This window comes from Methylophaga thalassica (genome assembly GCF_030159795.1).
GTDB classification, from domain to species: domain Bacteria; phylum Pseudomonadota; class Gammaproteobacteria; order Nitrosococcales; family Methylophagaceae; genus Methylophaga; species Methylophaga thalassica.
The window spans coordinates 168,946-193,046 of the sequence record NZ_BSND01000013.1 but is presented as its reverse complement, the minus strand read 5'-3'; the positions used below and the strand labels follow the sequence as shown (position 1 = coordinate 193,046).

22 protein-coding genes are annotated in these 24,101 nt (G+C 44.8%); 5 read left to right on the top strand and 17 right to left on the bottom strand.

Annotation, left to right across the window (positions count from 1 at the left end; genetic code table 11):
- Positions 1-774 precede the first annotated feature (774 nt).
- On the top strand, positions 775-1,179 hold the full coding sequence (locus QQL60_RS13770) for a GFA family protein (protein ID WP_284723643.1): 405 nt from the start codon (positions 775-777) through the stop codon (positions 1,177-1,179).
- Between the two features lie 53 nt (positions 1,180-1,232).
- On the opposite strand, the gene fliB is transcribed toward QQL60_RS13770, so the two are convergent.
- Positions 1,233-2,453 (bottom strand): flagellin lysine-N-methylase, encoded by a 1,221-nt coding sequence (fliB, locus tag QQL60_RS13765; RefSeq protein ID WP_284723642.1) that lies wholly within the window; start codon positions 2,451-2,453, stop codon positions 1,233-1,235.
- Between the two features lie 385 nt (positions 2,454-2,838).
- Between fliB and QQL60_RS13760 the strand changes: the two genes are divergently transcribed.
- Entirely contained in the window at positions 2,839-3,174 is a 336-nt protein-coding gene (locus QQL60_RS13760) for a hypothetical protein (RefSeq protein ID WP_284723641.1), read from the top strand.
- 64 nt (positions 3,175-3,238) lie between these two features.
- Here the strand turns inward: QQL60_RS13760 and QQL60_RS13755 are convergent, their stop codons facing one another.
- The 13 genes from QQL60_RS13755 to QQL60_RS13695 all read right to left on the bottom strand — a co-directional run bounded on the left by QQL60_RS13755 (position 3,239) and on the right by QQL60_RS13695 (position 18,666).
- Complete coding sequence (locus QQL60_RS13755; protein ID WP_284723640.1) at positions 3,239-3,763, bottom strand: hypothetical protein; 525 nt, start codon at positions 3,761-3,763, stop codon at positions 3,239-3,241.
- Positions 3,764-3,925: 162 nt separating this feature from the next.
- Entirely contained in the window at positions 3,926-4,603 is a 678-nt protein-coding gene (locus QQL60_RS13750; RefSeq protein WP_284723639.1) for an OmpW/AlkL family protein, read from the bottom strand.
- An 88-nt stretch (positions 4,604-4,691) separates the two neighbouring features.
- On the bottom strand, positions 4,692-5,369 hold the full coding sequence (locus QQL60_RS13745) for a response regulator transcription factor (protein WP_284723638.1): 678 nt from the start codon (positions 5,367-5,369) through the stop codon (positions 4,692-4,694).
- Positions 5,369-6,931 (bottom strand): sensor histidine kinase, encoded by a 1,563-nt coding sequence (locus QQL60_RS13740; RefSeq protein ID WP_284723637.1) that lies wholly within the window; start codon positions 6,929-6,931, stop codon positions 5,369-5,371. Before QQL60_RS13740 ends, QQL60_RS13745 begins: the two co-directional genes overlap by 1 nt.
- Before the next feature lie 63 nt (positions 6,932-6,994).
- Entirely contained in the window at positions 6,995-7,573 is a 579-nt protein-coding gene (locus QQL60_RS13735) for a PqiC family protein (protein ID WP_273179024.1), read from the bottom strand.
- Positions 7,574-7,588: 15 nt separating this feature from the next.
- Positions 7,589-9,259 carry an intermembrane transport protein PqiB gene (gene pqiB, locus QQL60_RS13730; protein WP_284723636.1) on the bottom strand — a complete coding sequence of 557 codons (1,671 nt, stop codon included), beginning with the start codon at positions 9,257-9,259 and terminating at the stop codon, positions 7,589-7,591.
- Positions 9,256-10,566 (bottom strand): paraquat-inducible protein A, encoded by a 1,311-nt coding sequence (locus tag QQL60_RS13725; RefSeq protein WP_284723635.1) that lies wholly within the window; start codon positions 10,564-10,566, stop codon positions 9,256-9,258. The genes pqiB and QQL60_RS13725 overlap by 4 nt, the downstream gene beginning before the upstream one ends.
- Positions 10,567-10,610: 44 nt before the next feature.
- Entirely contained in the window at positions 10,611-11,810 is a 1,200-nt protein-coding gene (locus QQL60_RS13720; protein ID WP_284723634.1) for a BaiN/RdsA family NAD(P)/FAD-dependent oxidoreductase, read from the bottom strand.
- 3 nt (positions 11,811-11,813) lie between these two features.
- Positions 11,814-12,326 (bottom strand): YehS family protein, encoded by a 513-nt coding sequence (locus QQL60_RS13715; RefSeq protein ID WP_284723633.1) that lies wholly within the window; start codon positions 12,324-12,326, stop codon positions 11,814-11,816.
- Between the two features lie 152 nt (positions 12,327-12,478).
- On the bottom strand, positions 12,479-15,427 hold the full coding sequence (locus tag QQL60_RS13710; protein WP_284723632.1) for a DUF748 domain-containing protein: 2,949 nt from the start codon (positions 15,425-15,427) through the stop codon (positions 12,479-12,481).
- An 89-nt stretch (positions 15,428-15,516) separates the two neighbouring features.
- Positions 15,517-16,032, bottom strand: a complete 516-nt coding sequence (locus QQL60_RS13705) for an ankyrin repeat domain-containing protein (RefSeq protein WP_007144336.1) — start codon at positions 16,030-16,032, stop codon at positions 15,517-15,519.
- A 42-nt stretch (positions 16,033-16,074) separates the two neighbouring features.
- Positions 16,075-17,730 carry an electron transfer flavoprotein-ubiquinone oxidoreductase gene (locus tag QQL60_RS13700; protein ID WP_284723631.1) on the bottom strand — a complete coding sequence of 552 codons (1,656 nt, stop codon included), beginning with the start codon at positions 17,728-17,730 and terminating at the stop codon, positions 16,075-16,077.
- 3 nt (positions 17,731-17,733) lie between these two features.
- Positions 17,734-18,666 carry a LysR family transcriptional regulator gene (locus tag QQL60_RS13695; RefSeq protein WP_007144334.1) on the bottom strand — a complete coding sequence of 311 codons (933 nt, stop codon included), beginning with the start codon at positions 18,664-18,666 and terminating at the stop codon, positions 17,734-17,736.
- Positions 18,667-18,769: 103 nt separating this feature from the next.
- Here QQL60_RS13695 and QQL60_RS13690 point away from each other — a divergent pair, with 103 nt between their 5' ends.
- The 3 genes from QQL60_RS13690 to QQL60_RS13680 are packed head-to-tail and all read left to right on the top strand — an operon-like array spanning position 18,770 to position 21,240.
- Complete coding sequence (locus tag QQL60_RS13690) at positions 18,770-19,522, top strand: electron transfer flavoprotein subunit beta/FixA family protein (protein ID WP_284723630.1); 753 nt, start codon at positions 18,770-18,772, stop codon at positions 19,520-19,522.
- Positions 19,519-20,451 carry an electron transfer flavoprotein subunit alpha/FixB family protein gene (locus QQL60_RS13685; protein ID WP_007144332.1) on the top strand — a complete coding sequence of 311 codons (933 nt, stop codon included), beginning with the start codon at positions 19,519-19,521 and terminating at the stop codon, positions 20,449-20,451. Before QQL60_RS13690 ends, QQL60_RS13685 begins: the two co-directional genes overlap by 4 nt.
- Before the next feature lie 12 nt (positions 20,452-20,463).
- A complete protein-coding gene (locus QQL60_RS13680) occupies positions 20,464-21,240 on the top strand; it encodes a ferredoxin--NADP reductase (protein ID WP_284723629.1) in 777 nt (258 codons plus the stop codon).
- A 16-nt stretch (positions 21,241-21,256) separates the two neighbouring features.
- Here QQL60_RS13680 and QQL60_RS13675 read toward each other — a convergent pair whose 3' ends face one another.
- The 3 genes from QQL60_RS13675 to mgtE form a co-directional block, all read right to left on the bottom strand.
- Positions 21,257-22,120 carry an MOSC domain-containing protein gene (locus tag QQL60_RS13675; RefSeq protein ID WP_284723628.1) on the bottom strand — a complete coding sequence of 288 codons (864 nt, stop codon included), beginning with the start codon at positions 22,118-22,120 and terminating at the stop codon, positions 21,257-21,259.
- 152 nt (positions 22,121-22,272) lie between these two features.
- Positions 22,273-22,344 carry a pyrroloquinoline quinone precursor peptide PqqA gene (gene pqqA, locus QQL60_RS13670; protein WP_081443609.1) on the bottom strand — a complete coding sequence of 24 codons (72 nt, stop codon included), beginning with the start codon at positions 22,342-22,344 and terminating at the stop codon, positions 22,273-22,275.
- Positions 22,345-22,473: 129 nt separating this feature from the next.
- The gene (gene mgtE, locus QQL60_RS13665; RefSeq protein ID WP_284723627.1) at positions 22,474-23,904 is read right to left on the bottom strand and encodes a magnesium transporter; all 1,431 of its coding nucleotides are present in this window, start codon (positions 23,902-23,904) and stop codon (positions 22,474-22,476) included.
- Between the last annotated feature and the right edge of the window lie 197 nt (positions 23,905-24,101).

Below are 24,101 nucleotides of genomic sequence, written 5' to 3'. Positions count from 1 at the left end.
CCCTAGGACACCCCACAGTGCTGGCCTGCGGCGTCACTCGTCATAACATTGATTCAGGCGGTCGGCTAAAACTCGCTCCGCTCACAAATTTGTCTGGAACAAATTTGGACGCCGGAGGCGCCCGAAGGGGGAGTGGCATGGATGCCACGAATCAAACACTAGCCTCCCTCTGACCTGAATAAATGTCACTCCTCGTCAGCACAAACGGGGATAAAAAAAGCCCCTCATTGTCCCGTCGATTGCCGCCAAAAATTAGGGTTGGTTGATGGAAAAAAGTGGTCGAGTGTTTGAGCGTAGCGAGTTTTCGACCACGCCATCAGCCAACCCTAATTTTTGGATCAAAGGCAATATCGGGTGCCCTTTTGTTTGGTTCGTTTATTTTGGGCAAGCAAAATAAATGAACGCCCCAGCGGCAGCGTGTGAAGTAGATAATCATCCTGTAGATTGAATTTAAACATGACTCCAGACAAGTGTAGCTCGAACAAGCTTATCCCTTAAAGTCTATCCGATTGTTGGGTTTCGCTGGGGCTCTACCCAACCTACTTAACTTTGTAGCTTGGGCAAAGCGCCAGTTTCGCCTTAGGAGATACTTGCTCATTTTAAATGTAGGTTGGGTTGAACCTGTGAAACCCAACAAACATAGCTTCAATCTTGAATGTTGGGTTTCGTTCCTCTACCCAACCTACTTCACTACTTCACTCTCCCTAATGGTAGAGTGAGAAATATCAGCATGTGGTTGAAACAAAACGTGTCAGAAAAAACGAAGGAAAAGCTATGATGGAACATCACGGCACATGTTTATGTGGCAAAGTGACCTTTGAAATCAAAGGCGACTTTGAACATTTTTATCTCTGCCATTGCAGTCATTGTCGAAAAGATACGGGATCAGCACATGCTTCCAATCTGTTCTCTCAATCCGCCAAACTAATCTGGCTGTCGGGGGAAGAAAACATCCGTACTTACACCTTACCAGGCACCCGTCATACAAAAAGCTTTTGCATAAACTGTGGTTCTGCCTTACCGCAGATACAAATGAATGGTCATTTATTAGTGGTGCCCGCCGGTTGTTTAGACGGCAGCTTAGCTATTCAACCCGACGCTCATATTTTTATGGCCAGCAAAGCTGAATGGGACAACACGTCAGATCAACTCCCTCAATTTGAGCAGGGCCCAAGATAACATCCCTAGGTTGAGTTGAAACATGAAACCCAACAAACAGACTAACAATTAGATCATGGTTTAAGCAGCAGCATCATTGCGCCCAAAGAATTAAACCTCAATTCTTCTAGTTTTTTCAACAATGATGGTAGGTATTTAGTGTTATGCGAGATAAACCGTTCGTAGCTTTGTATTAATTGTAGAACATGAGCTGTATCAATATTCTGATGATAACTGGCTATTCCTATCAACGTGGTTTGAATATTGGTAAAGCAGGTAATCAATCTAAGGTAACTATCAAATAAACCATGTTGGCTTGATACAGGGAAGTCAGAATGGAACAAGTGGGAGATTAAATAATTTTCCAGAAAATAGCCGCGTTCTTGTAAAAACTGCTGATAATATTTCTGGTCAGCACCTTGATACTTCTCAAGTATCTTATCTATCTCAAACTCATCGTAGTTAATATCCAAGCCCTTATTTAACCAGTCCAGGCACTCTGCCAAACGAGGATTAGCCGCTCTTGGATAATCAGTAAGCAACATTGTAAGAGAGTACTCAAGCTTCAGGCGTGGATTTGAGTTGAATTGTCGATATGGTTTTAATAGTTCGTCTGGGTAGTCAAGCGCCTCGATGAATTCAACGATAGTCTGATTCATCAAAATATAACTGTTTGTTTTTGAACCCGCATCAAGCTTATCTAAGAAGAAGCCCAAGAGAAATAAGCGTTCGTCCAGGGTGATTTGTCGCATTTGTATGATGTGGAATGAGACGGTTCTTATCGCTTCATAGGTTTCCTCAGCATTAGCTGGTAGATGTGCGCCTATTTTTAACTCAATTGATTGTAGTCTTTGGCTGTGAACACTGGCCATATCAATATCAATTAGTTGTACAGGAGCTTCAGGTAAAATAGCTAGGCGTGTGACTTCAGGGCAAGCTAAGCTCAGAGCGGAGTGTGACTGATTAAAAACTTTGGTTGGTCTGCGGGGAAAGACTGTGCACGTATCGGACAAGTAAGTTTCACCACATTTTTTATAAATATTACATAACTTGTCTTCATTCAAAAAAGGACACGAGCCATCGTCATGTAGCTTGATCTTATATTCTGCGCCGGTGACCTTTTGTCTGTCAGGGCCGATATTATTAAGCACTTCTTTCCGGAATTTTTGATCGGAAATAGTTTTATATTTTCGATATGTTTTTTTATCGATACTGACTTGCCAGCCACTACAACAGGTATCCTCACAATCAGAACCAATGCATTCGAACTTATCGTAGTAGTCCAAAACCTTCATAAGGTAGCCTCTAAAATAAAACCTATTAATCTGTACTGTACAGATTCATCTAAAAATATAAAACTTTAAAAAGCAGCAAACACGGCTAATATCATCATCTCTGACAGTACCTCTATGTATTTCTATGGTGATGATTAATCTCATTCATCAGAACAGTTCATAGCTTGGTAAGGCCTTGATAATGGCTCTCTATAAAATCCAAAACACCGTTAGGTTTCGCCTAAGCTCTACCCAACCTACGAGTCATACTCAAGCATGAGGCAAGATAATCATCCCTAGCTTGGGTTGAAGCATGAAACCCAACATCAGACTGGAACAATTTAGATTGCGCGCAAGTCATTATCTTTAATGAATCTAACTCGATGAGGTCATGATGAAAGTGCATATGCTTTTTCTTACGGTTGTTACCCTTTTCTTTACAAAACTTGTAAATGCCGAAGAACAGAACTATCAACAGTGTCTATTCAACCCAGCCAATGAAACGGCGGCGGAACAGGCAGGGCAATCAACAGCGGTATTTTGTGCATCACGTCATTTTGATACCGCACCAACAGCATTTCAGGCACAAGTATTAAACCAGGATATCGAAGGATTTAAACAACGTGATCCAAAATTCAAAGCCTTTTACGACGGTATTCGTCAGCATAGTTCAAACGATATCTATACCGATCGGCAAATCATTTTGATGTTTATTGATAAACGCGAAGTGAATAAAGACTAAGGCATAAAAAAAGCTCTGGCCCAAAGGCCAGAGCTTCCGAACTACTCCCGCAGTAGTTCTTACCTTATGGTTGATAAGGTAAAGAGGAATGATGCAAATCGATTTTGACGCTGCCGTCGTCCTCAAGTGTATATCCAAAGGTGTATTCCACTTTCACTTCCTTACCTGAGGTATCAGTGAAATAGTAATTCCCCATCGCAACGGCATAATCGTCTTTGATGGCAATATCTTCATTTTCAAATCGAACATTTGTCCATGGTTGCAGGGCAAAGCCTTTATCTTCTGAGACGCTACCACCTACAAAGTAGGAAATAGCCTCATCGTAGCTGTTTCTGAATTGATCTTGCGCGGCCTTGGTCGGTTTAAATAACACCGTGCCATCTTCAAAATCATACAGCTCACTGACTTTCATTTTCGCGACGGATTCATAGTCTTTTCCATCCAGTTTTGCCTGACCAATTTCAACAATCGCCTCTGCCCAGTTTTCCTGCGCTTTTTGAATCACCTCTTTACTCAGTGACTCGCTGGCCAGCGCTGAACCGGCAATCGAACTGCTTAAAATCAATGTCATTAATGATAATTTTTTCATTTTTTCTTCCTCTTCACGAATTGTGTAGGCTCAGTTTATGGCGGGATGGCTGAATACGATCTGATTATTAGATGAACAGAAAATGAATTTTTCAACACTGAAAAAAGCACAAAAAAAACCCGCATAAATGCGGGCTAATGGGGAGGTCAAAAGAGTTCGAGATTAAAAACGTCGGCCAATACCAATACCAAACACAAAGGGATCGATATCGGCGTTAATCGTAGCTTTGTCGATTGTGCCACCTAATATATTGCTGTAGTGCGCTTGGGTATCAATATCGATATATTTCATATCGACATTTATAAACCAGTCCTGATTAATGGCCACATCAACACCGACCTGAGCGGCCAGTCCCCAAGAGCTATCAAGCTTCACCTTAGAGCCCGGTGTGCCGAGGATTCCTGGCACTTCCTCATCAAAAAAGTAGGTGTAGTTAATCCCGGCACCGATATAGGGTCTAATCGAGGAGTCCGGTAAAAAGTGATATTGCAGAAGTAATGTCGGTGGTAAGACCTTTGTGTCCGCCACATCACCGAGATTACTCCAGTTTTTAACCCCTTTAACGGTGTGCTCGGAATACCCCAGAATCAGCTCCAACCCCCAGTGTCTGGTAATCATATAAGTGATGTCGAGTTCTGGCACCGTATCATCATTGACACTGACCCCTTCGCCCGAGGCAGCCCCGTTGATATATAACTGACCACTATCATCATTGGGATTAACATTAATAATTCGACCGCGAACTAGCCAGTCACCAGCCTCATAGGCGTAAACAGGTAAAGAAATGGTGGACAGGCTTAACACTGATAAACCAGCCAGAGCGAATAAAGACTTTCTCATGATCATTAACCTTAGTGTGAAAACTAAGGTCAGTTTAGGCAGGCGATACTGAATTTATTCTGAGTTTAAAATGAACAGTAAATGAATATTATTTTGCTGAAAAACGGTAACCAACACCACGTTTGGTTTCAATGAATGAACGTGCAGGCTCGTTATCAATTTTCTTCCGCAAACGGCGGATGTAAACATCAACAATATTCGTCAACGGATCAGTATTCACTCCCCACACAGCATTGATTATGCGTTCACGCGAGACGACTTTGCCATCGGTTTGCACCAGATATAACAACAGATCAAACTCCAATGAGGTGAGATCGACCGCTTGTCCCGCCACATAAACACTACGCTCACCGACATTTATCTGTAACGGTCCAACTTGCAGGCTGTCTTGTTCAGGTTGATGGGCTGAGCGTCTTCGACCCAGCGCTTCAATTCTTGCAATTAACTCTTCAAAATCAAATGGTTTAGTCAGGTAATCATCAGCGCCGGCCCTGAGTCCGGCGACTTTTTCCTGTGTGTCATCCACCGCGGTTAAAAAAAGTATCGGAATGTCTGCATTCTGCTTCCTGACGCGTTGGCAGATAGTTAAACCATCCATATCTGGCAGCATGCGATCAATAATCAGCAAGTCGTATTGGTGTTGTTTCACAAAAGCGAGACCTGTTGCCCCATCATTCGCTTGCTCACAAAAAAAGCCTTCCGCTTTCAGCCCACGGCAGATAAAGTCAGCCACCCGTTTTTCATCTTCAATCAGCAGAATTTGCATTAGACCACCCGAGGCAGTGAGATAGTAATACGAAAACCTGTGTCATCTACTTGAGCCCAGATTTTTCCCTGATGCGCATCGGTTATTGCCTTGGCTACAGCTAATCCCAAGCCTGTTCCCGGTAAGGATTCTCTCCGTACTTTTTGACTGCGATAAAAACGATCAAAAATAAAGGGGAGCTCGGACTGCTCAAGTCCATGCCCCTGGTCCGCGACATGAATCAGGATATTGTGCTCATCAATCGACGTATTGATTTGTACTTGTGTCTCTGCAGGGCTGTATTTGATCGCATTGTCGAGCACAATGATTAACAGTTGCCTTATTCGTTCGGCATCCACCATGGCATAGGCAGGTTCTACGACAGGATGAAAACTTATGACCATGGACTTTGCTTTTGCCTGGTGACGCATATCTTGGCAACAGTCAGTGATGAGATCATGGATATTGGTTTTTGCACATTCCAGTCTCAGGTTATTGGTATCGGTTCGAGCAATAAATAGCAGGTCATCCACCAGTCGACTCAAAAACAAAGCCTGCTCGAGTACCTGGCTTAATGCATCACGTAAAGCAGGGTCAGAATCCTCAGCTTTTTTTTGTCTCAATGCCACCTGAGCTTCACCGCGAATAATAGTAAGCGGTGTTCTGAGTTCATGGCTGATATCAGCGAGAAAGTGTCGTCTGGACACATCGTTGTGCTGTAAGGTCTGATTCAATTGAACCAGCTCCTCTGTACGTTTTGCCACCTCATATTCAAGGTTTTGATTGAGGGTATCACGTAATTGTTTTTGTTCAGCCAGATTGTGTGCCATTCCATTAAACGATTCAGCAATGGCATCAAACTCAGCATCAAAGCCAAGTGGTACACGGTATTGCAAATCACCTTTTGAAAGCGCTTCCGCTCCTTTTTTTAATTGGTCCACGGGTTCAGTTATATTTCGAATTAATGCCAGACTACCCAGTATCGTCAGAAAAATGGCTAATAATGACAGTACCAATGCCGACCAATAAATCAGGGCGTGTCGATTTTCAATATTGGCATTCAGCGCATCCACCAATCCAGACTGGCGCTGCAGGGCCAGGTTAATCGCATCACGGAAATTATTATCAATTTGCTCTTCCAGCAGGAATTTAATTTTCTGTGAGCGTGATTGTTCATCACTCATTTCCAGTACTTCAGCGAATGACTTGAGTATGCCATTTATGGCCATTTCCAGATTATCTGTATCCTCGACAGAACCCTTGGTTTTTTCCGGGCCCAGGGCTTCTCGTTGAGCAATTTCTAATGCTCTGATACGAGATAGCGTCTCGGTAATCATGGCCCGTTTATTTCTGACAATGGACTGATTGGCACTTTTACCGAGCAGAATTTCATCAGTGATTTGCTTGAATAAACGATAGCTATGATCAGACAGCTTTAAATGCTCGGTGAGTAAGCTGTTGGCCATATTCACTTGTGCAATATTCGATGCTGTGAACTTGGTCGACCAGACGGTGAGTGACAAAGCCAAAATCACTATCAGAAAGGCAAATGCGGCAAACAAAATAATTTTCTTTTTATACATAACGTCGTTATCTATACATTAAGAAATTGAAATTTGGTGTCAGAGCCTGATAACCGACATCAATTATTGCTGCTTATCTTCAGATGGTAATTGTTTCGCTATCTCAGCCGCTAATTTGTCCAGGTTCGTCGCTAAGGCTCGGATCAGCACCGGATAACCTTCTGCTGGCAGGTCTTGAGTCAGGCTGAATCGCTGTGTTTTGAGTGTTTCTCCAGCGGTATTCATCAATTGCCACTGACCACTGGTCACCGCTTTGCCATCGAAGCGTCCCTGAAATTGGTCAAATTCCAGCTGCAACTGATAGGTGCTTTGCTTGGCAAATGACGGCAGGTTCACAATCCGATAATTTGACTGTGCCGCCTGGAGTCTGTCCCGTAAAGCGCGGCTCAACTGGTCTGTTAACGGCTCAGCCCATTGATGATACTGAGCAGAATGAATGGTGATGTCATCGAGTTGTAAAACGACTCCATTGTTGCTGAGAAAGTCAGCCAGAATAACCGGTTTAATAAAAACCGTTTTATCAGACACCACCTGCTCTGACGCCTGAGTCACAGGCAGAGTATAGAAATTTGTCTGGGTCACAGGCTGGCTGGCACATGCGGTCAGCAATATGAATAACATCCCAATAAAAAATCGTTTCACAACAGACTCCTGAATTTATGGCTGAGCAGCAGGTGGTTGTGGGTCCATCTGCTCGGTGCGATTAAAAATAAGTGCGTTGGGTTGTTCATTCAAAGTCCGCACCAAGGGCTGTATGTCATTAATCAAACCTTCCAGACTCTTAATACTTTGCGATAAGTTCTGATACGCCGGTGCATCGGGTGACAATCCTTTCAGCGTTTCTCTTAATTCGGTCAGCGTCTGATTGACATTATCCGGTATGGTTTGTGTCTGAGGATTATTCACAAAGTTATCGATACTGACTGCCAGTTTTTGCACTTCTTGCAGCAACGCCTGAGAAGTTTTCAAGTTAGCATTCACTCCATCTAAAACAGGCTGTACATCGATACCATTTAACTTATCGAGTAAATTAGAGACTTTCATTTCCATCTGCGCGAGCTGTGATGACTTGGTCGGAATCACCTGTCGCTCTCTGAACATGGCGGTTTTAATCTCAGGCATGCCGGGTGTTTTGTCGATATTGATATCCACAAACATCGAACCGGTAAGTAAATTACCCGGTTTTAAAGTAGCGACCAGACCACGTTTAATCAGTCGATCAATACGCTCTTTCCACTCTTCAAGCAGACCATCATGGAAATCACCCAGCCGCTGAGGCTCGAGTCTGATAAGCACCGGAATAGCAAAACCATCCTTACCATTTCGCATTCTCGAGTTATATTCCCAGGGCACACTTTGTACTGTACCAATGCGCAGCCCCCTGAACTCTACAGGCGCACCTTCTGCCAAACCACGCACAGTATCCTTCACCATCAACACATATTCGATGTAGTGATCATAGCTCGCTTGTTGGGCTGCGGTCTGATTCGGGTATAGAGTGAACTCATCACCTGACTCCGCCGCTTTGTCATTTTCCATTTCCTGTAAAACACCAAAGCTGACACCACTGCTTAATAAGGTTTCAAGTGAGGCCAGGTTGATATTAAAGCCTTTCGAATCAAGGCTGATATTGACACCAGAAGAAGACCAGAAGCGGGTGCTTTTGGTGACCAACACATCATAGGGTGCTTCGATAAATAACTCATGGTGCATATGTTGATCACTGGCCGAGAACTCAGCTTTCTCCACCCGACCAACAATCTGGCCCTGATAACTGACCGGGTCACCGGGATTCAACGAAATTCCCAGAGGGCTGTCGAGACTGATACGAATTCCATCGCCGCTCAGTGACACCGGTGGTTGATCCAATACCTCAAAGTCACGCTTTTCCTGCTTTGACTTACCAGGTTCAAGTTGAATATACGCGCCGGACAGCACGGTATTTAAACCACTGATGCCTTCACGTCCAATACGCGGTTTTACAACCCAGAAACGTGTGTCCTCAACCAGGGTTGATGCTGCATCGGGGTCAATCCGGGCTTTGACCACAGCGTATTGCAAATCATCCGAAAGCTTCACTGATTCAACATGCCCAATTTCCACATTACGTGTTTTAATCAGCGTTTTGCCAGCAGCAATGCCCTCAGCATCACTCATCGTCAGATTAATCAGTGGCCCGGTGCTGAGATAATCATCCACAACCAACCAGGCACCGATTAATACCGCGACAATAGGAAGAATCCAAATCGGTGACCAGCTTGATGCTTTGCTGGCACGCGCAGTATCTAATTCGTCTGTTGTGTCAGTACTAGAGATATCTTCCGTCATACTTTCTTGCCCCGCATAGGTCGTAACTCAGATTGAGGGTTATCCCAAATTAATCGTGAATCAAAGGTGATCGCTGCCAACATGGTTAGTACAACCACACTAGCGAAGGCCAGAGCGGCTGATCCGGGGGTGACAGAAATTAAGTCACCAGCATGAATCAAGGCCACCAGAATCGACACCACAAACACGTCTACCATAGACCATCGACCGATAAATTCGGTAATCCGATACAATTTCAAACGCGTCATTTGGCTTAGCTGATGAGCATTATTGACGGTCAGGCATAACCACGACAAGACGAGTAATTTGCCTATCGGCACCAAAATACTGGCAATAAAAATCACTAGTGCAATCGGCCAGGATCCATGTTGAATCAGATCAATCACTCCCCCCATGATGGTACTGTTTTTTTCCTGACCGAAGGTGGTGGTAGTCATAATGGGATAGACATTGGCTGGAATATACAGAATAGTTGCGGTGATGAGTAATGACATCGTTCGTTGCAGACTTTTAGGTGCACGTGCATGAAGAGGCTCGCCACAACGGATGCAATGATTATCGCCATTTTCATTAAGCGTATGAATCAAACCACAGGTCGGACAGCCCGTCAGCCCTTGTTCAGAGGCTCCTTGCCCGGTTCTGGTCTGCGCCGGCGCACGCGGTTCGCCAGCAATCGCAAACCACATCCAGTCGGCATCGATAGAACGTGTTGTCATCAATAATAAAAACGCAAAAACGGCGTAGGCCCAAAAGGCGATACCCAGCTGAATATCGGCCATGCCAGCAATTTTGAACAAGCTCACCAATGCACCGATAATAAACACATCAGCCATCATCCAGCTATCCAGATGTTTTAAGGTGCGCGCAATTTGCCGGTGTTTTATTTTTGGTTCTGAAAACAGCAAGACCAGTTGTAACCAGATCACTGAAAACAAATACAGCGCAGGAAGAATGATAATAGTCAGTGCCACCACAATGGCAACAATAGGCTGCTCAAAACTCAATAACATCGAAGCGGTTTGTTCGATTTCGATACTGTGGCCAATGCCTTTTATCGAAAAACTGACAAAGGGAAAGCTCACCGCGATCAATAATGCGATGACAGCACTGATGGCTAAAGCCAGACTGCGTTGGGCCGGACGGTAATGGCGTCTTACCAGAATATGTTGGCAACGTGGACACTGTGCGACTTCTCCGGCATGAAGTCGTGGTAAAGCAGACACCCAATCACATTCGTGACACGCCCGTAACCGACGTTGTCCGTTAATGTTCTTATCAAGCTTCTGTAGAGATACCGCTTGTTTCATGGCGTAATAACATCGCGTCTATTTGCTGCGTTAATCGATCCTGCTTACACATATTGCCCTGCACACCAACCACTTGACCATGCCCATTGGAAATTAAATCCGCCCAACCAGCCAGTCACATCCAGTACTTCACCTATAAAATATAAGTTTTCTGTGGTCTTGGCTTCAAAGGTCTTTGACGAAATGCCGTCCGTATCAACACCACCGCGGGTGACTTCCGCTGTGCGATAACCTTCTGTTCCGGAAGGCTTGATTGTCCAGTGGTGGAAAAACTGTGACAGCTTCTCTATTTCCTGATTTGATAACTGCTTGACCAATTTATCGCCTAAATCTGCAGCAATCAGTCCTAACCATGTCAACACAAATCGTTTCGGTAAATAATGCCCCAGCAGTGTTTTCAGCGTGGCTTTTTCTCCAGCCGTTTTCCATTGTTCAATTAACTCTGCCACTGATTGCGTTGGTAAGAAATCTATCGTGATCTCATCCGAACTGTACCAGTAGTTTGATATCTGCAAAATGGCTGGCCCACTTAAGCCTCGATGCGTAAATAATAAGGCTTCATTAAAGGTTTGCTGACGACAAGTTACACTGATATCTATGGATACCCCGGCTAACTCCTGCGCCACGGTTAACCAGGCGTCACTCAGCGTAAATGGCACTAAAGCCGGTTCGGTCTCTTTCACTTTCAGGCCAAATTGTCTGGCAATTTTATAACCAAAGCCAGTGGCCCCCATTTTAGGAATAGACAAGCCACCCGTTGCAATCACCAGTGAATGACACTGGTACTCACCTCGCGGCGTATCGATGACAAACTGTTCATTGTCTTGTTTGCTGATGGCTGTAATGGCGGTATCAGTTTGAATGGTGACACCGCCCGTTTCACATTCTGCTAATAAAATATTCAGGATATCTCTGGCTTTATCATCACAGAATAATTCGCCCGCACCTTTATCGTGATAGGCCAGCTGGTAGCGCGAGACTAGCTCCAGAAAATCATACTGGGTGTAACGGCTTAATGCCGACTTACAAAAATGGGGGTTTGCCGACAGATAATTATCCGGCTCCATGTACAGATTGGTGAAATTACAACGGCCACCGCCTGACATTAAGATTTTCTTACCCACCTTATTCGCATGATCTAACACTAATACTCGGCGTCCACGTTGACCGGCGGTGGCCGCACTCATCAGACCTGCTGCACCGGCACCAATCACAATGCAGTCGAAGAATTGAGGACTCGTCAAAACTTACTTCTCTTTATCATCCAGTGACGGCCAGCTAAAGCCCTCAAGATCATTTTTCTTTGGGTGAAATTTCAGTTGCATGCCTTGTAGAAAGTTACGTAACACCTGGTCTTTACAGGCACGGAAATGTTTATGATCCGGCTTTCTGAAAAACGCACTTAACTCATGTTTGCTCAGGCTGAAACCTTCCAGCTGCAATACATCTAATATTTCGTCACTTTGTAAGTTAAAGGCTATCTTCAACTTTCTGAGGATAATATTGTTATTCAGTGATTTTTCCGGCTTCGGTTGCTCGCCTTCTTTTTTACCACGCAGATGGTTAATCAATCCGTTCAGAAAGGTCGCCATCTGTTTGTCATTCAATGATTGGTATTCAGGATCATCGTCTTTCTTCAACCACTGGCGTACATCGTCACGGCTCACCGTCATATCGGCTTGTTCAAAAATCGAAATCATCGTCGCGTCATTAACGTCGAGGATGTAACGGATTCGTCTTAAAACGTCATTATTCGTCACACATTTTTCCTAAAGGCGGGAGCCAACTAACAGGCTATTAATAACAGTGCATACTTTAACAGGATGCCGTATGGAACGTGGCATAGACATCTTCTAAGTCAGCTTTTAAGCCTGTAAATCGCTCTACAATTCTCGTCTCTGTCGTGTTTGATTTATTGCGAGCGCAAATCAAAGCGCATCACGACTTCCTCGTCTTTGGCCTTAATCGCGCTGATAGCATCAGCATGCAGCTGCGCATCACTGAGTTTTGCCTGCTGTTTGATATAGGCCATCACGGCATCTTGTCTGGCTTGTGCGAGCTGCTTCAGATCGGCTTCAGAAACCGTTTTTTTGGCGACTAAAGCGGTTTTGAGTTTGCTGTTATAGGCGAGTAGATCAATAGATGGATCTTGGTCATCAGCCGCCGTATTTTTAGCCATCAGCTCCAGTTTCAGCACCGATAAGTCAGGGCTTATAGCTTGTTCCGTATACAAACGCTCTAATACGGTTTTCCGACGTTCTAATAATTGCTGTTCAGCATCCGTTTGTTTTAAACCTGTATCGATGTCCTGTTCCACCGCTTTTAACTGAAGTTGCTGACGATCAATACTTTCTGCATAGGGTGCAGGAATTTCCAGCGTTAATTGTGGGCGTTGTGCCAGGGCTTCTGTGAGTTTTAATAAGGCTTCTTTTTGTGGGGGTGTCAGCTCCGCTCGTCCGGCAGCAAAACGAATATCACTCACCGGCTGATCATCGCCTCCGATCAGGTTAGCCAGGAAACGGAAAGGCGAGGTCACAATATTACGAATCGCATTAAAAATGGCTTTTCGTATGGCCGGCCCCATCTCAAACTGAGGATTGTTCACATCTCCGGTCACCGGAATACTTAAATCAATCACTCCATCACTGTTTTTTAATAAGGCCACCGCCAGATCCAAGGGTAAATCCACTGCATTCGGCGATTCCACGCGTTCACCTAAACGAATATCACGAATCACCAGACTGTTAGTGGCATTTAATGATCCATCCTGAATGGCATAATTGAGTTTCACATCCGCACGGCCATCAGCAATTTTTCTTCCGGCAAATTTGATGGTGTACGGACTCATCGCTGGTAAGTCGAGATTGCTGAATGACATCGCCACATTACTTTTCTCCGTAATATTAAACGGTGCCAAACTGCCTTTGATTTCGACCATGCCAAACTCTTGTACCTGACCTTCCAGATTCAACTCGACGGCTTGATCAGATTGAGTTGAAAAACCGCTGATTTCACCATCCAGCGAACGCATTTGGGTATCAAATACAATCGGTAGACTTTCATCGGTAAAGCGTGAACTGGCGTCTTTAATGCTCACCTGTCCAATCGACACTTTGTAAGGGTCATCTTTAGCTTTAGTTTCAGCGGTGGTCGCTGTTGTTTTAGTCGGCTGCTCTTTTAACAACATACGTAAATTAGTCACGCCTTGTTGATTAATAAAGATACGGCTATACAACTTATTGACTTCAATATCTGAAATTGCCAAGTCTTTATTTTTCAGAGAAAAATCGATGGTGTTAACGGATAATTTCTCCAGACTGAACAGTTTCTCTTTCAGGTTTTGATTATCTATCTGCAGTGAGGATAAGGCTAAGTCGCCTTTGACCAATAAAGCATCATCGGTATTACTTTTGAGTGAAGCATTGGCGGATATCTGCCCATCCTGCAGGCTGACATAGGCATATTCATGGATATAAGGCTGCAGCGGTTTCAATGATAGCTGGTCGACTTTCGTGTCTGCTGTCACCGTCAGCACAGGGAATAGCTGCAGCTCACCATCAGCAGATAGCTCACCACCAGAACCGACTTTAATACGGCTGGTAAATGGCATTTTCTGATTATCTGCCAAACTCAGATTCTTCAGGCTGGCCGCCAGATTTAATGTGATATTTGAGGCTAATTCCGGCTGCTGGTCTTCAATAGACAGAGCAACATCTTTCAGTTCGACTTCAGCAATCGCTAATTTGAATGCGGGTGTCTCTTCTGACGACGCTGTCTCTTCGGTGTCAGATTTGGGCAAGGCTTCGATGAGTTGCAACCAGTTAATCTCGCCCTGTTTGTTATGCAAAGCAGCCAGTTTGGCATTGCTCACCACGACATTATCCATCGTTAATTGATTTTCCGGATATTGATAATGCCCGTTCTCAACGTTTAACTGACCGTCAGTGATTAACGATTTGGTGATGCCCGGCTGATATACATCCAGCTTAGAAAGCTGAATAGTGGTGTTGTTAATATCGACGTTGGGCTGTTCTCCAGCCAGGTTCAAATCGTAGTCAAGTTTAATATCCACCAGCCCCTGCTTTAACTCAACAGGTAACTGCGCTTTAAAATAACGATACGGTGTCTGCAGGTTAAACTGACTTAAGCTGAGCTGACCCGATAGGCTCAGTGGCGATAAGGAAAAATCACCTGCTATGGTTAAGTTGGCTTTATCTTCAAGCGCAATAGCTAAGCGGGTGTTTGCTGTCTCACCTGCTTTGGTAGAAAAATTCTTTAATTGGAAATTAATGGGTGACAGTTCCGTTTTAAACGTTTCGGCTGGCACATTATCGACATAATGCAGCTGACCCTCTTCAAAACTCAGCGTATCTAAAACGACATTAAATAGCGGCTCACCTTCTTCTGAAACCGCTTGCTCAGTGGAAGTGGGTTCAGCATCCTGCTCTGGAGCGGTTTCCTGCCATGTAGTGGCTAACTTTGTCAGCGTATTTTCTGTATCTGAATCACGCTCGAAATAGAGGTTAACACCATCAATATCAATGTTACGAATAAGAATATTGCGTTTAACTAACTGGCTCGGTTCAACATTGATATAAACCGAGTCCCATGCTGCAAGCGGCTCATTTTCTTTGGTTTTAATATCCAATCCCGTCACACTTAATTCGAAAGTATAGGGATTAAAACGTATCTCCTGCACTTGAGCCTGCAGGTGTAAGCGTTGAGCCAATGTACTTTTCAACTGCTTTTCAGCCAGCCAGGGCAGCAGATAAAAACCCGCTAGCGTGTAAATCACGCTCAAACTCAGCAGGCTAATAATCAGGCGGCGGTGACGAAACAGAAACGTCTTAACTGATGACATCGGAATCATTCTTTACTTGATGGGATAAATTAATAGTACACAATTCAGTTCGCTGCACCAATTTATCTCTACTTGCCAGGCAAAGCGTATCAGGCATTTCTGAGCCGTTCCCGGGTGTCAGCAGCCCCCATGGCATCAGCCAACATTAAGGCTGTTTTGCCCTCATCCGTCATCATACTGGCATCAGCCCCATGCGTCAGAAGACACTCCACCACTTCGAGTTGGTTAAACATCGCAGCAAACATCAGTGCGGTTTTGCCATCCGGTGTGGTCGCATTGACATTAGCCCCATGCTCAATCAATAACTCAGCAATGTCTTTGTAGCCTTTAAAGGCCACGCCAGCTAACGGTGTTTGCTGACGATCATTGGCAAGTTCTGGGTCGGCACCATGCGCCAATAATAGTTTTGTCATGTCGTAGTGACCGTTGTAACTGGCTAACATCAACAAACTATCGCCGTTGCCAGTTCGGATATTCACCGGCAAGCCCATTTCCAGTGATTTCTTTAACTCGTCCGCTTTGCCATCGCGCACTAACTGAAACACCAGCTGAGCTAACTCATAGGTTTTTTCATCCATTTCTGGATTTGCATCATTTTCCGCCATCACATCATCCTCTTATTCTGTTGGTGTCAGTCAGTATCACCCTTACATGCCTTTATATACTGGCCCACTACCACCTTCTGGTGGCACCCAGAAGATATTCTGGGTTGGATCTTTGATATCACAGGTTTTGCAGTGTATGCAGTTCTGAGCATTAATCTGTAATGAGGGTTCACCTGCCTGCTCGATAATTTCATACACCCCGGCCGGGCAATAACGTTGCTCTGGTGCATCATAGTTAGTGAGGTTAATCCTGATCGGTACCGTTTTGTCTTTTAACTGCAGATGGCAAGGTTGATTATCATCATGAACAATATTGCTTAAGTCGATTGACGACAGCCGATCAAAGGTCAGTTCACCATCCGGTTTCGGGTAGTCAATTTTTTCCGCCTGGCTTTTTGGCTTAAGACTGTCGTGGTCGGCTTGCTGGTGCTTTAAGGTCCATGGAAACTTAATATGTAAAGCGCTTAACCACAGCTCAACGCCAGCCAATGCGCCGCCTACCAAATTACCAAAGCGTGACAATAATGGTTTAAAGTTGCGTACCTTTTCCAGCTCTTTCCAAACCCATGAGTCATTTAACTTAATGGGATATTCCATAAGTAAACGCTTACCACCTTCACTCTCGGCAGCAAAATAATCAAAAGCGGCTTCTGCTGCTAACATGCCAGATTTCATCGCATTATGGCTGCCTTTAATCTTGGCTACATTCACCATACCCGCGCTGCAACCGATAAATGCACCGCCCGGAAAAATCAGATCGGGCAGAGATTGCAAACCACCTTCACTAATCGCTCTGGCGCCATAACTAAGACGCTTACCACCCGATAACATCGACCGTATCTCCGGATGAGTTTTAAACCGTTGAAATTCTTCAAAAGGAGACAGGTAAGGGTTGCTGTAATCTAAATGCACCACCATCCCGATAGACACTAATTGCTCACCGTAGTGATACACAAATGCCCCACCGCCGGTATCGTCAGATAATGGCCAACCAAAACTATGACTCACATAACCTGGCTGATGTTGCTGTTCTGGAATACGCCAGATTTCTTTTATACCTAAGCCGAACTTGGCTGGTCGGTTTTCATCTCGCAACTTGAAATGTGACTCTAACTGACGGGCCAGCGACCCTCTGGCTCCCTCTGCAATAAAAGTAAAAGGCGCCTGAATTTCAATGCCGTCAACAAACTGTGCTGTTTCTTGACCCTGGGCATCTCTACCCATGTCTCCGGTAATGACGCCAATCAGATTACCTTCCTCATCATATAAGGCTTCTTGTGCAGAAAATCCGGCATATATTTCCACACCGAGCTGTTCAGCCTGCTCGGCTAACCAACTGCATAGTTCACCCAGACTACCGATATAGTTACCATTATTTTTCATCAAGGGCGGCATCAGCCAGTGGGGAATCGTCCAGGCTTTATTGCCCGTCATAAACTGAAACTTATCATCGCTTACGGGTGTTTTTAATGGTGCGCCCTTTTCTTTCCAATCCGGTATCAGCTCATTTAAAGCGATGGGATCAATCACCGCGCCAGACACAATTTGTGCACCGACTTCTGCCGCTTTTTCCAACACACAGACGCTGAGCTCTTTTCCTGCATCATTGGCTAATTGTTTAAACCGGATAGCCGCAGCCAGCCCTGCTGGCCCAGCCCCGACAATCAATAAGTCATAATTCATTACATCACGTTGCATGATTTATTCCTTAATTATTCGCGTTAAATTGACCTCGTCACTACGAGAGACATCGGCGGTAATTGATTTACACAAAGCCAAAAACTCACGCATGCCAGTGGTCTGATATTTCTGCTTATGCCAGAGAAAATAAAAGTACCGCCCCAAATCTAAGGCGGGTGTATTCACCGGCACTAAACTGCCACGGCGGAAAGCATCTTTTAATGCCAAACGAGAAATACAGCCGATGCCTAAACCCGATTCCACCGTACGTTTCACCGCTTCGGTATGCTCCAACTCCAGACGAATATTGAGCTGAGAATGGTAATTATGAAAAGCACGATCAAAGGTCTCACGTGTGCCCGACCCTTTCTCCCGTAAAATCCACGGCTCGGCCAGTAACTGCTGCATAGTGACTTTTTTCTTCGTTGCCAGCGGATGCTGCGGAGCACAAAACACCACTAATTCATCAGCAATCCAGGTTTCCACCTCAATATCCGGATGATGACAGCCGCCTTCGATCAGACCAAGATCAAGTTCATGATTCGCAATTTGCTCAATGATAGTTTTGGTGTTGTGAACCTGCAGCTCAATACGACTATCGTCATGCTCATGTAAAAACTCGGCAACCAACAACGTCGCCAAATAATTGCCAATGGTCAATGTCGCGCCGATTTTCATCAGACCGTAACCGGCATGACCTTCCATCAGGTTATGAATCTCCTGGGCGCGGTCTAATAACTCCACGGCATGCGGTAACAATTGCTGACCTGCCTGGTTAATTCGTAAGGACTTACCAACTCGGTCAAACAGCTGCACATTATATTGTTTCTCAAATTCCGCCAGCGCCGTACTCGCTGCAGACTGTGAAAGAAACACAGCCTGAGCGGCTTTGGACACACTGCCTGTTCGACTGACGGCAACAAAAATTTCAAGTTGTCTTAGACTGAATTTCATGTTTTTGCATATCTATTTATTAGATAGATAATATCTAAATAATCAATTTAACAAATATTGTACGCCACTATAAAATGCTCAGCAAACCTTAAGAGGAAATGTGATGAAAATTTTAGTCGCGATAAAACGTGTAGTGGATTACAACATCAAGGTCGGCATCAAAGCCGATGGTTCCAATGTGGATATCGACGGCGTCAAAATGAGTGCCAATCCTTTTGATGAAAATGCGATTGAACAAGCTATTCGCCTGAAAGAACAGGGAAAAGCCACTGAGATTGTTGCTGTATCGATAGGCTCAGCCGCTAATCAGGATGTGCTTCGTCATGCACTGGCAATGGGGGTAGATCGTGCCGTCTTAGTCGAACATGAGGCTGAAGTGCAATCTCTGGAAGTCGCCAAACTATTAAAAGGCCTCGTAGAACAGGAACAGCCAGACCTGATTATTCTGGGCAAACAAGCCGTTGACGATGATGCCGGGCAGGCAGGGCAAATGCTTGCCGCATTATTGAATTACCCTCAGGGCACGTTCGCCTCGGCTTTAGACATTGAAGCTAATGAAGCCATCGTCACTCGTGAAGTAGATGGCGGTACGGAAACACTGGCCTTGCAGTTGCCGGCGGTGGTCACGGCGGACTTACGCTTGAATGATCCCCGTTTCGTCAAATTACCGAACCTGATGCAGGCGAGGAAAAAACCCATTGAAACACTCGTGGCTGCAGATCTGGTATCAGATCTCAGCACCAGATTGTCTTTATTACAGGTGGCAGAACCACCTGCACGTAAGCCTGGCATCAAAGTCGATAGTGTGGATGCTTTATTGCAGCAACTACGCGCAAAAGAAGGAATTGAACTATGAGCACATTAGTCTTAGCAGAACATAATGGTCAGCAACTACATAACGACGTTCGTCATGCTGTGACTGCAGCTCAATCTTGGGGACAGCCGGTTCACCTGTTAGTTTTAGGCCACCAATCTGAAAAGATTGCTGAACAGGCCGCCACGATTCATGGCGTCAGTCGAGTATTACATGTCGATGCGCAGCAGTTTGCCCATCCGATCGCAGAAGATGTCAGCAATCAGATTAACTCGATAATCACTGATTATCAGGTCCTTATTGCTGCCCATTCTTCATTTAGTCGCAATGTTTTACCTCGAGTAGCGGCACTCAATGATGTAGCGATGATATCCGATGTATTGGACATTCAATCTGACAATCGTTACCTGCGTGCTATCTACGCCGGTAATGTACACACCACTATACAAAGTCGTGATACACGCCAAATTCTGACAGTGCGTGGCAGCAAGTTTGCCGCGGCTGAATTAAATGGCCAGGCTGAAATAACGACTATTACAGCAGTAGCGCCTTTCACTAAAACACGCTGGATCAGCGAGTCACGTATTGAGTCAGACAGACCTGCTCTGAACTCGGCCAAAGTGGTGGTATCAGGCGGACGCTCATTAGGCAGTGCAGAAAAATTTGATGCCTTACTTAATCCATTGGCTGAAAAACTCGGTGCGGCACTGGGCGCAACCAGAGCAGCGGTAGATGCCGGTTATGCACCGAATGAAATTCAGGTCGGTCAAACAGGTGTGACTGTAGCGCCTGAACTGTATTTTGCTGTCGGCGTATCTGGTGCGGTGCAACACACGGCCGGTATGAAAGACAGCCGGATTGTGGTTGCCATCAACCAGGATCCTGACGCACCGATTTTCCAAGTGGCTGACTACGGTTTGGTCGCTGATTTGTTTGATGCCGTGCCAACTTTAACCAATGCCCTTTCATAAAAAGAGATAACGATGAGTACATTTGCAAGCGAACGCGTATTAAGCGTACATCACTGGGATGACAATCTGTTTAGCTTCAAAACGACTCGTGATCCGGGTCTGCGTTTTGAAAATGGTCAATTTGTGATGATTGGCCTTGAGGTCGACAATAAGCCATTAGTTCGTGCTTACAGTATTGCCAGCCCGAATTATGATGAAAATCTGGAATTTTTCAGCATCAAAGTCCCCAACGGGCCACTCACCTCACGCCTGCAACATTTACAGGTAGGTGATGAAGTGCTGGTCAGTAAAAAACCAACGGGCACCTTAGTGGTTCATGATCTCAAACCGGGCAAAAACCTGTATTTGTTTTCAACCGGCACCGGACTCGCACCTTTTCTCAGCGTGATTCAGGATATTGAAGCCTATGACCGCTTTGAAAAAATTATTCTGGTACATGGGGTGCGTTATCTTAGTGAGCTGGCCTATGCCGACTTTATTGAAAAAGAATTACCTGAGAATGAATTCTTTGGTGAGGTGGTCAGAGAGAAGTTGATCTATTATCCCACCGTGACACGTGAACCCTTCCGAAATGAGGGGCGACTGACGGATCTGATTACCAGTGGCAAACTGTTTGAAGATATTGGCTTACCGCCGCTTGATCCTGCCCACGACAGAGCGATGATCTGTGGTAGCCCACAAATGTTAAATGACACAGCGGCATTATTAGACGAAAGAGGATTTGTGGTTTCCCCTCGTATCGGTGTGCCTGGCGACTATGTAATCGAGCGTGCTTTTGTTGAAAAATAATGGGCTGTGAAGCGCATCATTTAACGAAAACCTCATCACCAATCTGGATTACACCGGCTTCAGCAATCACACCATAAACGCCCAGATTCTGATCAGCCTGCTTCACAATGGTTCGAAGCATGCCTGTATCTGTGGGAATATGGCGCTGTTGTCGGGTGATCGCTCCACAACGTGGTGTTGTGCCACAACATTGCACATAAGTCTGACCAATCTGAATCGTTTTATCTAACCAGGCCTGTTCAACCAAGCCTTCCATCCCCGGTAAGGTTTCAATAACAATATTGGGACGAAAGCGTTCCACAGCCCAATCAGACTCGGGTTTAAGCTGTTTCATATAATCGAGTGTTGCCGTGGTGAGCAGATGAAAAGGCGTGACTAGGAAAAATGTGCCGGGTAAGGACACATATTCCTGAGCTTGCTCAGGCAAGTTATCCAAATCCGGCAAGGCTTCTCCCGGTTCCCGATCAAACGTGGCTTTTAATTCTTCCAGCCAAGTATGATCGTCTTGTTTATAACGTTTGTAGAAATCCTGTTCTTCAATGGGTTTAAGCGGCTGCAGAGTAGAATCAAACCCGGTCAACAGAGTCAGCAACTGATTCACCTGCGGCTCATCACTGCCAATCACTGCGCCGTCAGGAAAAGTAATATCGACCTGATCGTCGGGTCCGCTCGCGTCACCACGCCGGCACTTCGCACTGCAACGCAATAATTGAGGCCGAAACTTACAGCTTTGAATTTCCTGCCGCTGTGTATCCTGCAATGCCCAGATACGATCACCGGTTAAACCATTTTCGCCTAAATAACCTTGTTCAAGCTGTTCTCCCGCCATCCCTTTGACCGGATACCGCCAGATTTGTTTGACTGTGCCAACCTTGAGCATAAAACCACCCTGTCTTCATCATGCAGAAACTGATGCTCAGCTTAGGGTCTATCTGAATTCATGTATATCAGGAAATTTACGTAGATAATTTTCTACAGGCATAAAAAAAGCCCCAACTAGTGGGGCTTTTTTGCTCTCGATTTGAGAAACTATTATCTGTTGCAGATGTACATAGTTACTTCGAAACCGAAACGCATGTCTGAATATTCTGGTTTAGTCCACATGATAATCACCTCGCTTTGTGTTTGTTAGTACGGTTCCTATATTACGAGCCTGTAACAAATCGCAATAGCGTATTTTTCTTTTGATCACTCAGGATTTTCCTGAGTGCAGATAAAATATCCACCTTTCATTCACGTCGGTAAAAGCAAAGAAGCCAGGCTTAGAAATATCAGAAACCCCAGAGTATCGGTCATTCCGGTGGTAATAATGCTGCTGCCCAGCACCGGATCCTGTTTCAGCTTTTTTAAAATCAATGGAATACTGACCCCAATTAATGCCGCCAACACCATCGTACATGACATCGCTAGCATCATCACAAAAGCTAAACCCAGGTTGTGATACAAAAATAAGGTTAACAATCCGGTCAGACTTCCCCATATCAAACCGTTAACAGCAGCCACGGAAAACTCTTTTATATATAGACGCCGCAGATTATTAGCATCAAGTTGTTTTAATGCCAGACCACGAATCACTAATGCCACCACCTGATTACCCGTATTACCACCAATATTCGCCGTGATTGGCAATAATGCAGCTAGCGCCACCATACTGCTGATGGTGGTCTGGAACTGATCAATCACACGCGAAGCAATCAATACAATCACCAAATTAAGCGCAATCCAAGGCCAGCGGTTTTTTGCTGACTTCATCATCGGGTCAAACAGATTTTCTTCTTTCGATAAACCGGCTTGAGCCAGAAACTGACGCTGGGACTGTTCTTCCAGTAAATCCATCAAAGAGCTGACGCGCAATACGCCAACCAGTTTCTGATGCGCATTAATGACCGGGGCAACCAATAGTTCATAACGCTCAAAATCACGTGCTGCTTCATCAGCAGAGTCGGTGGTATGAAAAATATGGACTTGTTTCAACATACTGTCTGCCACCCGCAACTCACCAGATTTGATTAATAAATCCGAGACAAGCAACAATCCCTGAAATAAACCTGCCGAGTTAATCACCAGAATAAAACCCGACTCATCGGGTAACTTCCCTTTCTGCCGTAATTCACGTAACACTTGATCTAAGGTTTGATGATCAAATACCACGGTAAAGTCATATTCCATCCATGCACCGACACTTTCTTCAGGAAAAAGTAAGGTGGACTGGACATTTTCACGCTGCTGTTCTGGTAATGAAGATAAAACACTATGGCCGACGTCATCCGGTAATTCCTGCATTAAATCCGCAATCTCATCGGTATCAAGATGCGATGCCGCCCGAATTAAATCAGTCGGGTTTAATTCTGCTAATAATGTTTGCCGTAAACTGTCGGATAACTCGAGCAATACGGCCCCCATATGTTCGCTATCAAGCAGTTGCCATATAAAAGAACGTTGCACAGGCGGTAATTGCTCAAGCAAGTTCGCAATATCGTATGGATGTAAGCGATTTAACAGTTGCTGAATTTCACCTTGATATTGTTTTACGGTGAGCAATTCGACCAGAGCCTGTTTACCTTTATTCTCTTGTCGCATTGTCAGGGTTTCTACTAGTTCCTGACGATTCAGCAAGTCATAAATTAAATGGAATATATGCTCTGTTTGCTTGATTTGTTGCACGCAAAACGCCTCATCATGTTTATTTGCCGATCCCTTAGTATGCGTCAGAGATATTTCAATCTGATGATCGTCCTGGCTATGGCAGAGCGGGAAAACCTTCCGTTATTTCAATAAATTATTCTTAAAAAGAGTCAGATGCAGTAAAATTGCCGATTGCTTTATTTAACGTTGCCTTACATTGTGAACACAAACCGCCC